Source organism: Lacticaseibacillus thailandensis DSM 22698 = JCM 13996, from assembly GCF_001312865.1.
In the GTDB taxonomy this organism is placed as follows: Bacteria; Bacillota; Bacilli; order Lactobacillales; family Lactobacillaceae; genus Lacticaseibacillus; species Lacticaseibacillus thailandensis.
The window spans coordinates 154,078-172,000 of record NZ_BBER01000002.1; the positions used below are offsets into that span (position 1 = coordinate 154,078).

Here is a 17,923-nt window from a genome sequence, read left to right on the forward strand (position 1 = left end):
GGGTGTCATCAAACTATGACTGGTTAGAACTGTAATGACGCGGACCGCCTAACCTAATTTTGCTGGTTACTTGCGACCATGTTGATTAGTCGCCGTCAACGGTGGTTAGTCCTCGTCCAGGTAGCGTGCCAGGCGTCCGGCCTGGGTGGCATCGACAGACGCAGTGATGCGGGTGCCGGCGTCGGTGTACTCCGTGGCGTCGATCTTCAGGTGGTCGTTAATGTAACTAACCACTTGACCATCACTAAACGGAATCAGGTAGGTGTGCGTCTCTTCATGAGCAAACAGCTTGGCTTCAATGAGTTCAGCCAGCTTTTGTAGCGACCGCTGATCGCGGGCGGAGAAAATCAACTCGGAATCACCCACCATTTCGGGGTAGGTGGTGTCGGGACGGAGGTCAGCTTTGTTATCGATGATAATGGTCGGCACATCGTGAATGCCGATGTCGGCGAGGGTAGCCTCGGTGACCGCCATCATGTCCTGGTAGTGCGGGTCGGCGTAATCGACCACGTGGAGCAGCAAGTCGGCGTTCTTGGCCTCAGCCAGCGTGGCCTTAAAGGAATCGACGAGTTTCGTGGGCAACTTGCTGACAAAGCCGACGGTGTCGCTGAGCAGGAAGGCGCGGTTACTTGGCAACTCGATTTTGCGGACGGAGGTGTCGAGCGTGGCGAACAGCATGTCCTTTTCTTCCACGTTTTTAGCCTCACCCTGCTCGGCAAAGAGGTTGAGCAGGCCGTTCATGGTCGTGGACTTACCCGCGTTAGTGTAACCAACCAGGGCAACGGTGGCAGGTGGCTCTCGTTACGCTGGGCACTACGGGTTTCTTCGTCTTTGGCTTCGTCAGCGAGCTCCTGCTTGAGGCGGCTGATGCGCTTGGTCAGGCGCCGGCGGTCCAGTTCCAGTTGGGTTTCACCACTACCACGGTTGGCAAGGCCGGCCCCGCCAGCCCCGGTCCCGGCGCTTTGCTGGTCAAAGTTGGCGTTGCGCTGCCGTAGACGGGGCAAGGCGTACCGGAGTTGGGCGATTTCGACCTGCGTCTTAGCTTGCTTGGAACGGGCACGGGTGCCAAAGATATCGAGAATCAGTTGCGTGCGGTCCACGACATCCACGCCGATAATCTTTTCCAGGTTACGCAACTGACTGGGGGTCAGTTCGTCGTTAACGATGACGGTTTGCGCGTCTTTGAGGCGGGCCAGTTCGCCGAGTTCCTCGGCTTTACCCTTACCAAAGTAGGTGGCGGCGACGACCTGGTCGGCGTTTTGCCGCACGGAGTCGACCACCACGTAGTTGTTGGCGGCAGCAGGTTGGCCAGTTCCGTCATGGTGTAATCAAAGTTGGGTTGGCGCCGGGTAATGCCGGCGACGATAGCGTTAGTTTGTGTTTCGGGCATAAAATCCTCCTTGATCAAATAATGCTTGCGGTGTACCCCACAATGCGGTGGCTCGCAATTATGGGTGGCGACAGGCATGAAAAAAAGGGCCGCTGGGGCCCTACAGGTGCTCGGTTACGGGCACACGTATCAGTCAGCGCTCTGTTTCATTAACCTGCCAAAACAACACTTTTAATACGCATGTCAGTGCACCCTCTTTCCGTCAAAGTTGCCATTATTGTAACATATTAGCGCCGTTATTTGTCGGTTTAGCGCGGTCGGTAGTTGGTGGGCTGGTTCCGGCGTTGGCGGGGGGTGACTGCGGTTGACGCGGCCTACGCCACAAATTGCTACCACCCCCACGCTCCGGGCCACGATGCCTTCGTCCCCCACCAGCCCCGGATTTCCGTTACGGTGAAAGGCGCAGCCAAACAAATTACGGCTTGATAGTAGTAATCACTACTACATAGGTGGGCGAGCGTGGCCTAGCTATTAATGTGCAAATATTCACACTAGTTGCCGATATTTTTTTGTCGAATTTCTAGCAACTCATTTCAACAATGAAAACTTCCGTAGTACCGGGCTTGGACACCGTCCGGGAGATGCCCTTATCCATCTAGCTTTTCATGGAAAAACAATTTATATAATCAAGAATATAATGAAACCCCTTGCATTTTTTTTGCTTGGTCCCCTACACTGTTTCTTGTAGACAAGGATTGTAACCGCTTCAGGTAGTGGGCAAAACCGAATCGCCATACTTGCTTGTGATGGGGTATGCGCGGGTTCGGCTTTTTATTTTCCGTCTACAATCACTAGAAACGGGGTGGGGCGCGTGCAGATCAAAAAGATTTTTAACAACAACGTCGTTTTAGCCACTTCGGGTTCTAGAGAACAAGTGCTCCTTGGACGTGGTATTGGTTTCCAAAAGCATCCCGGTGATACGGTTGACCAAAGCAAAGTCGATCAAGTCTACGCGCCGACTACCGAACAGTGGCTGAGCAACTTCAAAACGTTGGTGGCCGATATCGACCCCGAGTATTTTGAAGTTGCGGGCCAAATTATCACCATGGGCAGTCAGCAACTGCAAACGCAGTTTAACGACAACATGTTGATTGCGCTCGCCGACCATATCCACTTTGCCGTTTACCGCCACCAGCACGGGATCGACATCAAAAACGAGGTTCTGTGGGAGATCAAACGAATTTACCGGCACGAATACTTGCTTGGCCAGCAAGCCGTGGACCTTATCGCTAGTCACTTTAAGGTGCAACTACCGGACGATGAAGCCGGCTTCATCGCAATGAAGTTTGTCGAAAACAGCCTCAACGACAAGCTGGGGGAACAGAGCGAACGCGTCATGCGCCTGATCAACGGTATCCTCGATATTGTGAAGTACCAGTTGCGGATCACGTTCGACGAGGATGGCCTGAACTACCAGCGCTTCCTCGTGCACCTGCGCTTCTTTGCCCAACGCGTCACCGCAAATGATGCGCATCCTGGGCATGACGACGTGGATGGCGCGCTGTTCCAGCATATCGTGGGCCAGTACCCGACGGCCTACGCGTGCGTGCAGAAAATTGTGGTGTTTGTGGCGCAACAAACTCAACGCCAGGTCACACGGAACGAACAAATGTATTTGACGATTCACGTTCAGCGAGTGCTGGACGAGGTCAGTCATCAGCAATAATTTCATAATCAATCTAGAGATTGTAACTATTCAATTAGGCAAGACTCAAGTGTTGGTCAGCACGGCGACGTGGTGGGCATCCTTGGGCCTTTTATTTTATATTTTGGGGTGATATTAATGGATTATGCAACAACAGCACAGGGTGTGTTGAAGCACATCGGTGGTCGTGACAACATCAAGAAGGGGTGGCATTGCGCTACCCGGTTGCGGTTCTACTTAAAGGATGAAAGCAAGGCCGACGTGGATGCCGTCAAGAACGTTGATGGCGTGATCACCGTCGTGAAGAGTGCCGGCCAGTTCCAGGTCGTCATTGGTAACTCCGTGGGTAACGTGTACGACGCGCTCGTCAACATTACGGGCCCGCTGGACGCCGATGCGGACGCTGATAACGGGGCCGCACAAACTGAGAGCGGCAAAAAGGTTAACATCATCAGCCGCTTCATGGGCTTCATTGCCGGGGTCTTCACGCCGTTCCTTGGCGCTTTGGCTGGTGCCGGGGTGTTCAAAGGTATTCTGGCACTCTGCACTACGTTTGGCTGGCTATCCGCAAATAGTGGGGCTTACAAACTCTGGTACGCCGCATCCGACGTGGTCTTCTACTTCCTGCCGATCTTCCTGGCCTTCACGGCGGCTAAGCAGTTGCACGTGGACCAGTACGTGGCAGCCACGTTGGGGGCGGTACTAACTTATCCCAGCATTGTAGCTTTGGGTAGTAAGAGTGTCACCATTCACTTCTTTGGTATTCCCGTGGTGCCAATGAGTTACACTTCAACCGTGATCCCAATTCTACTGGCCGTATGGGCAATGTCCTACCTGGAACCAGTGTTGAACCGGATATTGCCGGGTGCACTAAAGACGTTCCTGACGCCACTACTGTCGTTGGCCATTATGGTGCCGCTGACGATGATGGTCGTTGGGCCGTTGGGGACTGTCATTGGTAACGTTCTGGCGGCCATTATCCTGTTTATTTACAAGTACGTGCCGGCCGTTGCGGGGTTACTGTTGGGCGCCTTCTGGCAGGTCTTCGTTATCTTCGGTGTGCACTGGACCTTCGTACCAGTGATCATGAACAACTTATCCAAGTTGGGTGCTGACCCAATTCTGCCCATCACCGCAGCCGCAGTGCTAGCTCAGGCTGGTGCGGCTCTGGGGGTCTTCTTCCGGACTCATGATCCGAAGATGAAGAGCTTGTCTGGCTCTGGCTTCCTGTCTCCATCTTTGGGATTACTGAACCGACCGTTTACGGGGTAACGTTAGCCCTGAAGCGCCCATTCTACTGCGCTATTATTAGTGGTGGTATCGGTGGGGCCATTGCCGCTCAGCTAGGGGCCCACAGTTACTCTTACGCTTTTGGTAGTGTGCTTGCCATTCCTACCTACATGGGCAAAGGCTTTATCGGTGCCGTACTGGGGCTGGCCGTTGCGTTCGTCGCCGCCTTTGTCAGCACGTTACTGTTCGGCTTTAAGCGTACGAGTGATGTCGACACGGCGGGTACGACTAAAGCCAGTGCCGCTGACAGCACCACAAGCACTGCCATCGTGGCTCCCGTTGAGGGGACAATTATTCCACTATCTAGCGTGAACGACGAAGTATTCTCTTCCCAAGCTATGGGCCAAGGGTTGGCCATCGTCCCAACTAGTGGTGTGGTTAAAGCTCCGGTTGACGGGACGATTACCGCACTGTACCCAACTGGACATGCGATTGGCATTACCAGTGATAGTGGGGTGGAGATACTTATTCACATTGGTATCAACACCGTTGAACTGAACGGTAAGCACTTTGAAACGCTAGTCAAGCAGAATCAGCACGTCCACCAGGGCGACACTTTGGTCAAATTTGATTACGCGGCCATTCAAAAGGATGGTTACGATCCAACCGTGATGGTCGTGGTCACCAACACCAATGAATATGGTGCGATCGAAACGACGACCGCCACGGCCACGGATGACCAATGGTTCTTAAAGGCGGACGCCAAAACTGATGATAGCAAGGAAGGAGTTTCGACAAATGTACAAACCGGATTATCCGACTAAGTTTCCTGAAGGCTTTTTGTGGGGTGGCGCCACTGCCGCCAACCAGGTCGAAGGGGCCTGGAACGTTGACGGTAAGGGCCTGACCACCGCAGACGTGGTGCGCAAGGCGGACAACCGCAAGGACATGGCGTCCGCGGATGCGGTCGACCAGGAGAGCCTCAAAGTTGCGCTGGCGGACCAAACGGACACCCACTACCCGAAACGGCGCGGGGTCGACTTTTACCACCACTACCAGGAAGACATTAAGCTGTTTGCCGAGATGGGCTTCAAGGTGTACCGTTTCTCCATTGCCTGGTCCCGGATTTTTCCCAACGGCGATGAAGCGACTCCGAACGAGGCTGGGCTCAAGTTTTACGACCGCGTGCTGGATGAACTGGCCAAGTACAACATTGAACCGTTGATCACGCTCTCCCACTACGAGATGCCGATTGGGTTAACGATCAAGCAAAACGGGTGGGCGAGTCGTAAGACCATCGCCGACTTCAACCGCTTTACTGAAGTTGTCTTCAAACGTTACCGTGGGCGGGTCAAGTACTGGTTGACCTTTAACGAAATCAATACCTCCACGTGGGGCTTCCACGAAACCGGGGCGATTGACGCGGGGATGACGCCGGAGCAACAAATGCAGATTCGCTACCAGTCGGTGCACAACCAATTCGTGGCCAGTGCCATTGCCACCAAGCAGTTGCACACGATTGACCCGCATGCGCAAATTGGGTGCATGCTGGCGCGGCAACAGACGTACCCCAAGACGCCCAATCCGGTCGACGTGGTCGCAGCCCAGCAGGCGGATGACCTCAACCTCTTCTTCACCGACGTGCAGGCTCGGGGTGAGTACCCGGAGTACATGAACCGCTACTTTGCTGAACACCACGTGCACATTGAGTTTGGTGAACACGATGCACAGGTGCTGCGGGAGAATCCGGTGGACTTCATTAGTTTTAGCTACTACATGACCACCGTGACGTCCGCCAATGAAGATGGCAACGCAGCTGGTAACATGGCTACGGGGGGTCGGAACCCATACCTCAAGGAGTCTGATTGGGGTTGGCAGATCGACCCGGTTGGCCTGCGGATCACGCTCGATGAAATGTGGGATCGCTACCGTAAGCCACTGTTCGTGGTCGAAAATGGCCTAGGTGCGGTGGACAAGCTCGAAGATGGGCACGTGCATGACGGCTACCGCATCGATTACTTGCGGCAGCACATTGAGCAGATGCGCGAAGCGGTCAGCGATGGCGTCCAGCTGATGGGCTACACGATGTGGGGGCCAATCGACCTGATCAGCTTCTCCACCTCCGAGATGTCCAAGCGTTACGGGTTCATTTATGTGGACCAGGACGACGCGGGGCACGGGACGTTGAAGCGGATTCGCAAGGATTCGTTCTACTGGTACAAACAGGTGATTGCGTCGAATGGCGCTGACCTCAGCGACATTCCGTCTTAATGTATGATGTGGCTTCCTGCCGGCTTAGCTGGCAGGAAGCCTTTTTGGTGGCCGCATTTGGGTGGACAAGCGCATCAGCCACGTAGATACCCATTGGTTGTAGCCATGCCCCCGTGCAAACCGGGGCGGAAAACGGAAAATTTGGGTCCGGTCACCCACATTTTGCTGGCTTTGCGTGCCGGGGGAAGTCTGGTACCATGGTCAAGGCGTATTGCCAACGCAGAGTTTCAGTAAGCATACATAGTGAGGACCGGCCGATGAACCGTTTCAGTAATAAGTCACCCGGACAACAGTTGCGTCGTTTACTGTAAACACTAAGCTGAGGGCAAAAAAATCTTATGAATAATCAACAACCGCAACAATGTTACATTCCCTGGGTGATCGTGGGCCTGATGGACTTTGTGACCGTCATTGGGTTCGACGACATCATCTACAACTTCCAGAACCAAGGGCTCGTTGCCGTCTTTACCTGGATCGTCATGACGGTGCTTTACGTCATTCCGTATAACCTGATTGTCGCCCACATGGGTTCGCAGTTCGAGGACCGTGGCGGCGGGATCACATCCTGGATGCGCGCCGTCAACGGGGACAAAGTCGGCTACTTTGCCGCCTGGTTTTACTGGATCACCGGCTTGCCGTACGTGGTCGACGTGGCCAACTCCGTCGTGGTGTCGCTCGGGTGGATCATGACCGGCAACGGGAATATCCAAAGTCACCTGGGTAACGCTTGGTTTGGCATCCTGACCGCCGCCATCTTTGTCGGCTTTATCTGGTTTCAACACCTGTTCAAGAACCGCTCGCTCGAAATTCTCAGTACCATCGGTGGTGGGGCGATGTTCCTGATGACCGTCCTCTTCGTCGTGATGACCGTTGCCGGGTTGACGTCAGGCAAACCGATTGCCACGCACCCGTTTAACCTGCAGGCGTTCCTGCCGAAACACTTCGACTTCCGGTTCCTGGCCACCTTTGGCCTGTTCGTTTTTGCCATGAACGGTTCCGAAATTGCGGCGCCGTACACCAAGGACATGCGGCACCCGTCCCGGGACTTCCCCAAGGCGCTGAAGATGATCGCCATCATGACCATGTTCCTGACGCTGTTCGGAACGTTCAGCCTGGGCGTCTACTTTAACGCCCACCACCTGCCCAACGACCTGAAAATGAACGGATCTTACTACGCCTTTCAGGCTATTGGACGGCAGTACGGCATGGGTAACACGCTGATGTATGTCTTTGCCGTGGTGCAGGGGATCTACATGTTGGCGCAGCTGGCCGTAATTCTGGACGCGTCCACCCGCATCTTCCTTGGTGACGTCGCCAAGCAGTACATGCCTAAACAGCTGACCAAGTTGACTAGCGATGGACTGCCCATCAACGGTTACTGGCTGACGACCGCCATCTGTGGCATTATCATGGCGCTAGCGGGACTGTTGCCGCAGATCAACGATATCTTTAACTGGCTGCTGAACCTGAACGGAATCGTCAGTCCGGCCAGCACCCTGTTCCTGTTCTGGGCCTATATCATGGTCCGCAAGCACGACGACCAGTACCATGGTGGCGAGTACGTGTACCTCAAGCACCGTTGGGCCGGTCTGACCATGGGTTGGTGGATGTTCGGTATTACCGCCTTGTTGGCCGTGTTGGGCTTCTTCCCGGTTGACGCCGTTTTTGGTACCGGCAAGTGGACGATGGAGATGATACTTAACATTGGCGTTACCCTGGGGATGATCGTCCTGGGCTTCGTGATGCCATGGGTCGCTAAACGCCAGGCCGCCGCGCGGGGCGGTATCGCCTTTGGTCGCGGGACTTGGTACGTGCTGACGGCAGTCATGTTGGTGGCACTCATGGGGTTGACCTCGTGGGGGTTGCTGGAGTCACTACTACCGGTGACGCTCGGCATCGGGCGGTGGCTGATCATGCTGGTCGTGGACCTGGTCATCTTTGTGATCATCTGGGGGATGACCCGTGACAGCCGGACGCAAATCAGTAGTTATCAAGAATAGTTAATTGCTCGGGGGACACGCCGCGTTATGGGCGTGTCCTTTTTTTCAGCCTTCCGCCCGATGGCAACGGGGGTGCCGCCCGGCTACTATAATAAGTATTCCGCGGCTAGCAGTAGTGGTCGCGTTTAACTGGGACGTAACCAAATGGGAGGTACATTATGGTGGAGCAAAACGTCGTGTCCGTACGCGACCTCACGAAAACATACGGGAAGAAGGGGACCAAACAATATCAAGCGCTCAAGGGCATCAGCTTTGACGTGGCCCCCGGGGAGTTTGTCGGCATCATGGGCGCCAGTGGGTCTGGGAAAACCACGTTGCTCAACTTGTTGAGCACTCTGGACCGGCCGACAAGCGGCACCGTCACCATTAACGGGACGGACGTGACCCAGCTCAAGGGTGACCAGTTGGCCGATTTCCGCGCGCAAACGATTGGTTTCATCTTCCAGGACTTTAACCTGCTCGAAACGTTAACGGCCCGTGAAAATATCGCGTTGCCCCTGGCGTTACAGAACGTCCCGTCCGGGCGCATCACCGAGGCTGTCGACGAGATTGCCCAGCGCTTGGTATCACCCCCATTTTGGATTCCTACCCGAGCGCCATCAGTGGTGGCCAAAAGCAGCGTGTCGCCGCCGCGCGGGCACTAGTGCACAAACCAGCCATCCTCTTTGGTGACGAGCCGACCGGCGCTTTGGATTCGCAGAGTGCCCGCGAGTTGCTAGAAACCATGAAGATGCTCAACACGGAGCAACAGGTCCCCATTCTACTGGTGACGCACGACCCGTTTTCCGCCAGTTACGCCCAGCGCATCCTGCTGATCAAAGACGGCGTGATTGGTCAGGAGATTAAGCGGGGCGATTGTAACCGTGAGGAATTTTACCGCGAGTTGCTGGATGTGCTCGGCACGTTCCAGAACTAGGGGGTGGGTTAGATGCTGAACAAATTAGCCTTGGCGGGCATCAAGAGCCGGCTCCGTGATTACCTCGTGTTGTTCTCCGGCCTGGTTATTGGCAGTGCCATTTTTTTACATGTTCATGCACTGGCCACCAACGATGAGTTCCAGAAGGCCAATTCCACGCTGTCGGCGACGCCGCTGATTTTCGGCTTTGGCGCGGTGTTACTGGCAATTATCACCTTTGTCTACATTATCTACGCTAATTCCTTTCTCCTCACGTTACGGCAACGGGATTACGCTCTGTTCATGATGCTAGGGGCAAAGTCGCGTAAGATCAGTCGGCTGATTTTTACCGAAACGCTGGTATTGGGCCTCGGTGCGACGGTGGTCGGTACCACTATTGGGGTGGGACTGACCGCCGGCGTGAGTCAGCTATTGCGACAAACGCTCGACGCCCCAGCGCGGCACCTGGTCAGCCTATACTGGCCGGCGGTCGCGGCGACCATCATCTTCTTCGCGGCACTCTTCTTGCTGGCCGCACTAGTGAACGCCCACAAGATGCGGCAAACGCCCGTCCTGGAACTATTGCACGCGGACGCTCAGCCCGTTGTGATTCGGCGGCACCCGGTGCGAGACCTGCTCCTGGCCGGTTTGGGTTGGTCAGTTTGGGTGTGGGTTACTGGGCCATGCAGGCCATCAACGACTTACAGTTGCTGAGTATTCCCATCGCCCTGGTGACAATCGTACTTGGTAGTTTCTTGTTGGTGGGGGCAGTGGTGACTTCTATCGTGGGCGCGTTGCGGCGTAACCACCACTTTGCCCAGCAGAACCTGCGCAGCTTTACCCTGGCGCAGATTGGTTTTCGGCTGCACTCCTACACGGCGATTCTGGCAGTTGTGTCCATCCTCTTTGCGTTGGCGTTGGGGGCCATTACCGTGGGGATGAACTTCAACCGGGAGACGCCCTTGATGACCAACGCGTTGACCACGTATGACGTGGTGGTGCATAACCCGGACGCCGCTACCAAACGGGCGACGCGCCAACTGACCGGCGTGACCAGCAAGCAGACTTACCACGTGAAGGTCGCCAAGCACCGCGTGTCCTTCCAAACGGCGGAGGTGAGCGCCCAGCCAGTCTTGGACGTCAAGGCGGACGTGTCCAAGACCAAAGTGGTCAACTACCGACGCTACCGGGCCGACCCGGCACGCACTGACAACCTCACGTACCAAAATGCCTTTCTCAGCTTGACGACCGCTAATATTACGGACGCCACCAAGTTGCAATTTGTGTCCGCCCAGGATTTTGCGCGGACGGCGGGGCAACCCGAAACCATCGTCACTTACCGCGTGCGCGACCTGCGTGCCAACATACCCGTGCTGAAGCGAATTCATCGGCGTGAGATGCGGCGTTACCCGCAACTAGCGACCCGGGTGTTGCCAGATAAGTACCTGGTCTACCGCATGATGAACGGGATGAATAGCGGCTTTGCCTTTATGGGCTTTTTCCTGGGGCTGGCGTTCCTCGCGATGTTGGCCAGCACGTTGATGTTCAAGATTCTGTCGGGTGCCGCCGCCGACCGGGCGCGATACCGCATGTTGGCACGGATGGGGGTGCGGCCCCGGTTGCTACGCGGATCGATTCGTACCGAGATTGGGGTGCTGTTCGGGGTGCCCGCCATCTTGGGAGTAGCCCACGTATTGTTCGGGCTCCAGCTCTTTAAGGCGCTATTGCTCAATCCGTATACGGGCATTTGGATTCCGTTTGTTATCTTTGCCGTCTTGTACGCCCTGTACTTTGGACTCACCGTGCTGCTGTACAATGGCATTGTGCGTCCACGTGCATAAATACGCGTTCCTGGATTTCCGAACAATGTCTCACGATTGGTTGTGGGTTGTACACATTTTTTTGTGGGTTATGATTTTCGGCGCAATTTGTGCGTGCAATTTGACTGGGAATAGAGGATAATGAACGTGTAGTTCTCATTTTAACGGGTATAGACCGCGTCACGGCGCTTATTAATAGTCGTTCGGACAGGCGGTCACCAAACCAATAACATGACAAATTGACGTGTGCGTTTGCAACCAGGTTGCTGACACACACGTTTTTTTCGTGTAAAAACAATACCAATGCGGGTTCGAACAATTTGTGAAAAATGTGTGGCGATTGTTCTTGTTTTACGTGAATATCAGTGGTATCTTTTTGGTAGTCAGGGAACGGACCCTTAAAACAGAGGAGGACTTGTAGTGAAATTCACTAAGGTAGCGACTGTGGCGGCGGCTGCAGCATTAACGTTGGTTTTAGCGGCGTGTGGTTCGAATTCGTCCAGTTCAGGCAAGACGAGTAAGCACTCGGTAGCGTTGGTCACTGATGGTGGTGGGATCGACGATAAGAGTTTCAACCAGTCTGAATGGGAAGGCTTGCAGGCTTGGGGCAAGGCTAACGGTTTGAAGAAGGGCGTTGGTGGTTATAACTACGCCCAGAGTGATTCCGAAGCCGACTTTACGCCCAACGTTAACAAGATGATCCAGGCTAAGTACGCCACCATTATTGGTAGTGGCTATAAGCTGAGCAAGACCATCAAGGCGGCAGCCAAGAAGAACCCGAAGACCAACTTCATCATTATTGACTCCGTTGTTAAGGAAAAGAACGTCGCTAGTGCGACGTTCCGTGACAACGAAGCCGCCTTTCTAGCTGGTGTGGCCGCAGCTGAAACCACCAAGACCAACAAGGTCGGCTTTATCGGTGGTGTGCACGGTGCCGTGATCGACCGGTTTGAAGCTGGTTTCCGTCAGGGTGTTGCGCAGGTCAACAAGGACCAGGGCAAGAAGGTTACCGTTGACGTGAAGTACGCCAACAGTTTCAGCAAGCCAGATGTTGGGCAGACGTTAGCCCAGACGATGTACAACAACAATGAAGACGTGATCTACCAAGCTGCCGGTGGTACTGGTTCCGGGGTCTTCTCCGCAGCCAAGAACGCCATCAAGTCCAAGAAGGTTTGGGTCATCGGTGTTGACCGTGACCAGACTGCTGAAGGTAAGTACAAGGGTGGCAACCTGACTTTGGCTTCCACCGTTAAGGGTGTGGACACTGCCGTTAAGGACCTCGCAACTGACGCCAAGAAGGGCAAGTTCCCTGGTGGCAAGACGATTGCTTACGGCCTGAAGGGCAATGGTGTTAAGTTGGCCCGCGACAACATGAGTGCCTCCGTCTGGAAGGACGTTCAGAAGTACCGGACTGACGTCATCAACGGCAAGATCAAAGTTGCTGAACGGCCTAGTGAACTGAAGTAATCCTGAATTGACAGTTTGACCAAACCGGAGCGTAATGGCTCCGGTTTTTCTATACAGTTTTTGTGCTGGCTGGGGTGCGTGGGACCATCGCTTACACACACGTCTAGTATTGACTGTGAGCTGGTGTTAGTAATGACAGTCACCACCCAGTGCCACTGTTCGTTATCAATGTCATCGTTTACAACCCGAACGATTGGAAGTGAAAGCGTTCAACGTACGGAAAATTGCAATTTGTCGTATCCGCATGCACAAAAACACGGTAATATATTAGTTAGGTATTTTGGTGGTCACCGCTCAACACCCACAACTGGTAGTATGATAGACACCAGTGGAGGCGCATACATTGTGGTTGACCGCCGCCTACATAATGCAGAGGAATAATTCATTTTTGGTGTGCGTGGATAGTAACACGCATGCTGGGGGACAGCTATATGCCTACAGCAGCTATTGAGATTAAGCATTTAACCAAAGCTTTCGGTACTTTCAAGGCCAATGATGATATTTCCATTTCGTTTTACAACGGCCAGGTACACGCATTGCTCGGCGAAAACGGGGCCGGTAAGTCGACCCTGATGAACATGCTGTCGGGAATCCTCCGCCCAACGAGCGGGGAGATCAAGATCAAGGGCCAGGTCGTGCACCTACACTCCGCCAAAGACGCGACGGACCTCGGTGTCGGCATGGTGCACCAGCACTTCATGCTCGTCGAGGCCTTCACCGTCCTGGAAAACATTATCTTAGGCGCTGAGCCAACTAGTGCGGGTCGCTTGGACAAGCGACAGGCACGCAAAAAGATTCAGGCCATCCTTGATCAGTATGATCTGGAACTTGACCTAGACGCTAAGGTCAGCGACATTTCCGTGGGGATGCAACAGCGGGTAGAAATTGTCAAAATCCTGTTTCGTGAAGCGGACGTGCTGATTTTTGACGAACCCACCGCCGTGTTAACACCGCAGGAAATTACCGAGTTGTTGAAGATTATGCGTAAGCTCGCAGATGAAGCAAAGCCGTCATCCTGATCACGCACAAACTGGAGGAAATCCGCCAGGTGGCTGATTACACGACCATCGTGCGGCGAGGACGCGTCATCCGGACGGTGCGCACCGCGGATGAATCTGCCGAAGATCTAGCCACGATGATGGTTGGACGTGCCATCAACTTTGCGTTGGATAAGGCCCCGTATCATGACGGTCCGGCTATCCTGCAAATTGAGCACCTCGACGTGGTTGACCATAACAAGGTGCACCGCGTCCGTGACTTTAACCTGACCGTCCACGCCGGCGAAATTGTCGGGCTGGCAGGGGTCGATGGTAATGGCCAAAGTGAACTGGTCAAAGCCCTGACCGGCTTGATGCCCGTGACCGGTGGTAAGGTGCTGATCGGTGGCAAGGACACGACACACTCCAAACCGCGGCAAGTGATTGAAGCGGGTGTGGGGCACATTCCTGAAGACCGGCAACGGTTTGGGTTAATTATGCCGATGTCCGAAATTGATAACATGAGTATGATGCAGTATTACCGGCCACCACTGGCGCATCATGGCGTGCGGGATGCCAAAGCGGCCGCGGAAATGACGGCACGCTTGAACAAAGAGTTCGACGTCCGTATCGCCGATATGCATAATTCGGCCGGCTCCATGTCCGGTGGTAACCAGCAAAAGCTGATTATTGCCCGGGAAATGAGTCGGGACCCACAATTAATGATTGCGATGAACCCGACCCGGGGGTTGGATGTTGGTGCCATTGAGTTTATTCACCAACAGATTCTTAACGCCCGGGCTTCAGGCCACGCGGTGCTGCTGATTTCGTACGAACTGGACGAAATTCGTCAGCTTGCGGACCGGATTGCGGTTATTCATGCTGGGCACCTAGTGGCGACGGAGGATGCAGAAAACTTGACGGAACAACAAATTGGTTTGATGATGGCCGGCTCCGGCCAGACGGACAAGGAGGCCACTACCAATGCGGATTAGTAAGACGTGGATTCGTAGCATTTGGATTCCTATCATCGCGGTCTTCCTGGGCCTGTTGGTGGGGGCAATCATCATGCTGCTGTCGGGTTTCAACCCGATTCAAAACTACAGTAATATGTTCATCGGGGCCGTGGGAACGCCTAACGCCATTGGTGAAGTACTGCGTACCGCAACCCCATTGATTTTGACGGGGTGTGGCTTTGCGATTGCCAATTCGGCGGGGTTCTTCAACATTGGTGTTGCTGGTCAGGCGCTCCTGGGCTGGGCCGGTGGGGTCGCCTTTGCCCTCTGGTTCCCCAACCTACCGCGGATCATCATGTTGCCTGGCGCCCTGATCGCTGGTGTCATTTGCGGGGCCGTTTGGTCCGGAATTGCCGGCTTCCTGCGGGCATTCTTCGGGACTAGTGAAGTTATTACGACGATCATGTTGAACTACGTGGCGTTGTACGGCACCAACGCGTTCGTGAAGGGTGTGCTGGCCAAAGGGGATAACGACTACTCCCCGACGGTGCCCGTGGCGGCACGGTTGCGGACTCCATTTCTGGAAAGGCTAACACAAAACTCGACCTTCCACTATGGTCTGTTTATTGCAATTATCGCGGCCATCTTCCTGTGGTGGCTGATGAAAAAGACGACGCTCGGCTTTGAAATTCGGGCCGTCGGGATGAACCCCGATGGTGCCCGTTACGCCGGGATGTCCGACAAAAAGACGATCATCCTCTCGATGCTGATTTCCGGTGCCTTTTGTGGCCTGGGCGGTGCGGTCGATGGTCTGGGTAACTACGAAAACATTATTGTGAATGACGCAATGCCAAGTATCGGGTACGACGGGATGTCAGTCTCCCTGCTGGCAGGTGGCTCAGCCATCGGGATCATCTTTGCCGCCGTCCTGTTTGGGCTGTTAAAGATTGGTGGGTTGAACATTTCTATCATGTCCAACACGCCGTCGGAAATTGTCGACATCGTTATTGCGGCCGTCATCTTCTTCGTTGGGGCGCAGTACATTATCCGGTACGCGCTGAACACGAGTGCGCGGCGGCAAGCAGCTAAAAATGCCGCTCAAGTGGCGGCGACAACGGTAGCCACGGCCGGGGTCGATTCCGGGCCGGGTGACGGAGCACCGGACCAACCGCGTGCGGATGCGATTCCGCCACGTCAACGGGGGCAGAAGCAGCCGCCCGTGGAGCAAGCACCAGACCACCACGATGATGATGATGGGGAGGCGAAATAAATGGACTTACAAGTTATCTTATTGACGTTGGTTTCAACGACGCTCGTTTATTCCGCTCCACTCATTTTCACCGCGATTGGTGGGGCCTTCTCGGAACATTCCGGGATCGTCAACGTGGGTTTGGAAGGCATCATGGTCATGGGCGCCTTTGCTGGGTCCGTCTTCAACCTCACCTTTGGTCACCAGTTGGGCAACTGGACCCCGTGGGTCGGGTTGCTGGCTGGTGGTGTGGTCGGTGTACTGTTTTCACTGATCCATGCCGTGGCTACCATTAACTGGCGGACGGACCACATTATCAGTGGTACGGTGCTGAACCTGATGGCACCGGCACTCGGGGTCTACCTGACCCGGTTGTTGTACGACGGCCGGGGGCAAACGGCCATTCTGCAACACCCGCTGTCAACGATGACCATTCCGGTGCTATCCAAGATTCCGTTGATTGGGCCAATCTTCTTCACGAAGACGTCCTTGGTGGCTTATCTAGGTATCATCATTTCCATTTACTGCGCATGGGTTTTGACCCACACGCGCTTTGGGCTCCGGCTGCGGTCAGTCGGTGAGCACCCCGAGGCTGCGGATTCCGTGGGGATTTCGGTCTACAAGTACCGCTACATGGGCGTGATGTTGTCCGGGTTCCTCGGCGGGATCGGTGGTGCCGTCATGGCAGAATCCATCACGTTAAACTTCTCGGTGACGACCATTGTGGGGCAAGGGTTCATGGCCCTGGCTGCCATGGTTTTCGGTAAGTGGCACCCAGTGGGCGCGATGGGCGCGGCCGTCTTCTTCGGCTTTGCACAGAGCCTGTCGATTGTCGGGGCGTACATTCCGTTCATCAAGTCGATGCCGGACGTCATCTTCAGTATCGCGCCGTACCTGATCACCATCATCGTGCTAGTTGCCTTCGTCGGGAAGTCGGCGGCACCCGCAGCCGATGGGTCGACCTTCGTTAAGGCAAAGTAGTAGTTATAGTTGTACAGTTAACAATAGCCTCCACGTGTGTGGGGGCTTTTTTTGGTGGATTGCGTGAGACCGAATGTTGGCGCTGTGTGATGCTGCGGTTTTGTAGGTCACTTCCTAACGATTGCAAACCGGGGCGCCAAACAGCCAGTTACGATCACCACATATGCTGGGTTAACCCGTTAAGAACCGTACGCCAATCAACAGTGATAATGGTATGATGAAGGTAAATAAGACACCATAAGGAGGTCCATTATGGAACCAGTAACCGTCTACCTTGTGCGTCACGGTCAGACTTACCTGAACAAGTACAACCGGATGCAGGGTTGGTGTGATTCACCGCTGACCGCTAAGGGCGAAGCCGACGCCGATCGTGCCGGCCGCTACCTGCGTGAAGTGCACTTCCAGCGGGCGTACTGCAGTGACACCATGCGGGCACGGAACACGGCCAAGCACATCCTGACCGCTAACTTGTATCCGGGCACCTCCCTGCACCTGACGGAAAACTTTCGGGAGCAAAGCTACGGCTACTTTGAGGGTGATGATTCCGCCCGTACTTGGTACGTGATTGGGATGCCTCATGGTGGCTTGCGCACCTTCCACGAGATTATTAGGGAACACGGGATGGACGCCAGCAAGGACTTTATGGCAGCCGCCGATCCGTTTGGCGACGCCGAGGATGCCCGGACTTACTGGACGCGGTTGATGCATGGCTTTAAGGAATTACGCGAAGATAATCCCGATGGTGGCGACGTTCTGATGGTCAGCCACGGGACCACGATTCGCAGCATTGTCGACAAGTTTGGTCGGCACGACGGTTACGACGTGTCCGTGGGGCCGAAAAATGGCAGTATTACCAAGATCCAGTTGACCGACGCAGGCATCAAGGTTCTGAGCTATAATTTTGTACCAAAAGCTTAACACGTTGATTGACTGAGACCACGGTTGCGGCCGTGGCCTTTTTGTTTCAGTACGAATATTTTCTGGGACCACATCATTCTGGGGGAATGTCAATATAAGCGGTTGGGTTAATAACGATTAAGGT

General features: G+C 54.6%; 9 protein-coding genes and 4 pseudogenes. 12 read left to right on the top strand and 1 reads right to left on the bottom strand.

What is annotated here, in order from left to right:
* Positions 1-105 precede the first annotated feature (105 nt).
* Positions 106-1,390 (bottom strand): annotated as a pseudogene (gene hflX / locus JCM13996_RS04310) (GTPase HflX).
* Positions 1,391-2,201: 811 nt separating this feature from the next.
* Between hflX and licT the strand changes: the two are divergent.
* The 12 genes and pseudogenes from licT to JCM13996_RS04370 all read left to right on the top strand — a co-directional run bounded on the left by licT (position 2,202) and on the right by JCM13996_RS04370 (position 17,799).
* Positions 2,202-3,056 carry a BglG family transcription antiterminator LicT gene (licT, locus tag JCM13996_RS04315; RefSeq protein ID WP_054749910.1) on the top strand — a complete coding sequence of 285 codons (855 nt, stop codon included), beginning with the start codon at positions 2,202-2,204 and terminating at the stop codon, positions 3,054-3,056.
* A gap of 117 nt (positions 3,057-3,173) precedes the next feature.
* Positions 3,174-5,089: pseudogene (locus tag JCM13996_RS13150) on the top strand (beta-glucoside-specific PTS transporter subunit IIABC).
* A complete protein-coding gene (locus JCM13996_RS04325; protein WP_054749912.1) occupies positions 5,064-6,536 on the top strand; it encodes a glycoside hydrolase family 1 protein in 1,473 nt (490 codons plus the stop codon). The pseudogene JCM13996_RS13150 and the gene JCM13996_RS04325 overlap by 26 nt, the downstream one beginning before the upstream one ends.
* A gap of 338 nt (positions 6,537-6,874) precedes the next feature.
* Entirely contained in the window at positions 6,875-8,536 is a 1,662-nt protein-coding gene (locus JCM13996_RS04330; RefSeq protein ID WP_054749914.1) for an APC family permease, read from the top strand.
* A gap of 158 nt (positions 8,537-8,694) precedes the next feature.
* A pseudogene (locus tag JCM13996_RS04335) lies at positions 8,695-9,452 on the top strand (ABC transporter ATP-binding protein).
* 12 nt (positions 9,453-9,464) lie between these two features.
* A complete protein-coding gene (locus JCM13996_RS04340; RefSeq protein WP_054749916.1) occupies positions 9,465-10,145 on the top strand; it encodes an FtsX-like permease family protein in 681 nt (226 codons plus the stop codon).
* The gene (locus tag JCM13996_RS04345) at positions 10,085-11,272 is read left to right on the top strand and encodes an ABC transporter permease family protein (RefSeq protein WP_156321860.1); all 1,188 of its coding nucleotides are present in this window, start codon (positions 10,085-10,087) and stop codon (positions 11,270-11,272) included. The genes JCM13996_RS04340 and JCM13996_RS04345 overlap by 61 nt, the downstream gene beginning before the upstream one ends.
* A gap of 399 nt (positions 11,273-11,671) precedes the next feature.
* Positions 11,672-12,718, top strand: coding sequence for a BMP family lipoprotein (locus JCM13996_RS04350; RefSeq protein ID WP_054749920.1), 1,047 nt, complete (start codon positions 11,672-11,674; stop codon positions 12,716-12,718).
* A 431-nt stretch (positions 12,719-13,149) separates the two neighbouring features.
* Positions 13,150-14,690: pseudogene (locus tag JCM13996_RS04355) on the top strand (ABC transporter ATP-binding protein).
* Positions 14,680-15,921: an ABC transporter permease gene (locus JCM13996_RS04360; RefSeq protein ID WP_082383823.1), complete on the top strand. Its 1,242-nt coding sequence runs from the start codon at positions 14,680-14,682 to the stop codon at positions 15,919-15,921. The pseudogene JCM13996_RS04355 and the gene JCM13996_RS04360 overlap by 11 nt, the downstream one beginning before the upstream one ends.
* Positions 15,922-16,881, top strand: coding sequence for an ABC transporter permease (locus JCM13996_RS04365; RefSeq protein WP_054749922.1), 960 nt, complete (start codon positions 15,922-15,924; stop codon positions 16,879-16,881).
* Positions 16,882-17,133: 252 nt separating this feature from the next.
* Positions 17,134-17,799 carry a histidine phosphatase family protein gene (locus JCM13996_RS04370; protein ID WP_054749924.1) on the top strand — a complete coding sequence of 222 codons (666 nt, stop codon included), beginning with the start codon at positions 17,134-17,136 and terminating at the stop codon, positions 17,797-17,799.
* Positions 17,800-17,923 lie beyond the last annotated feature (124 nt).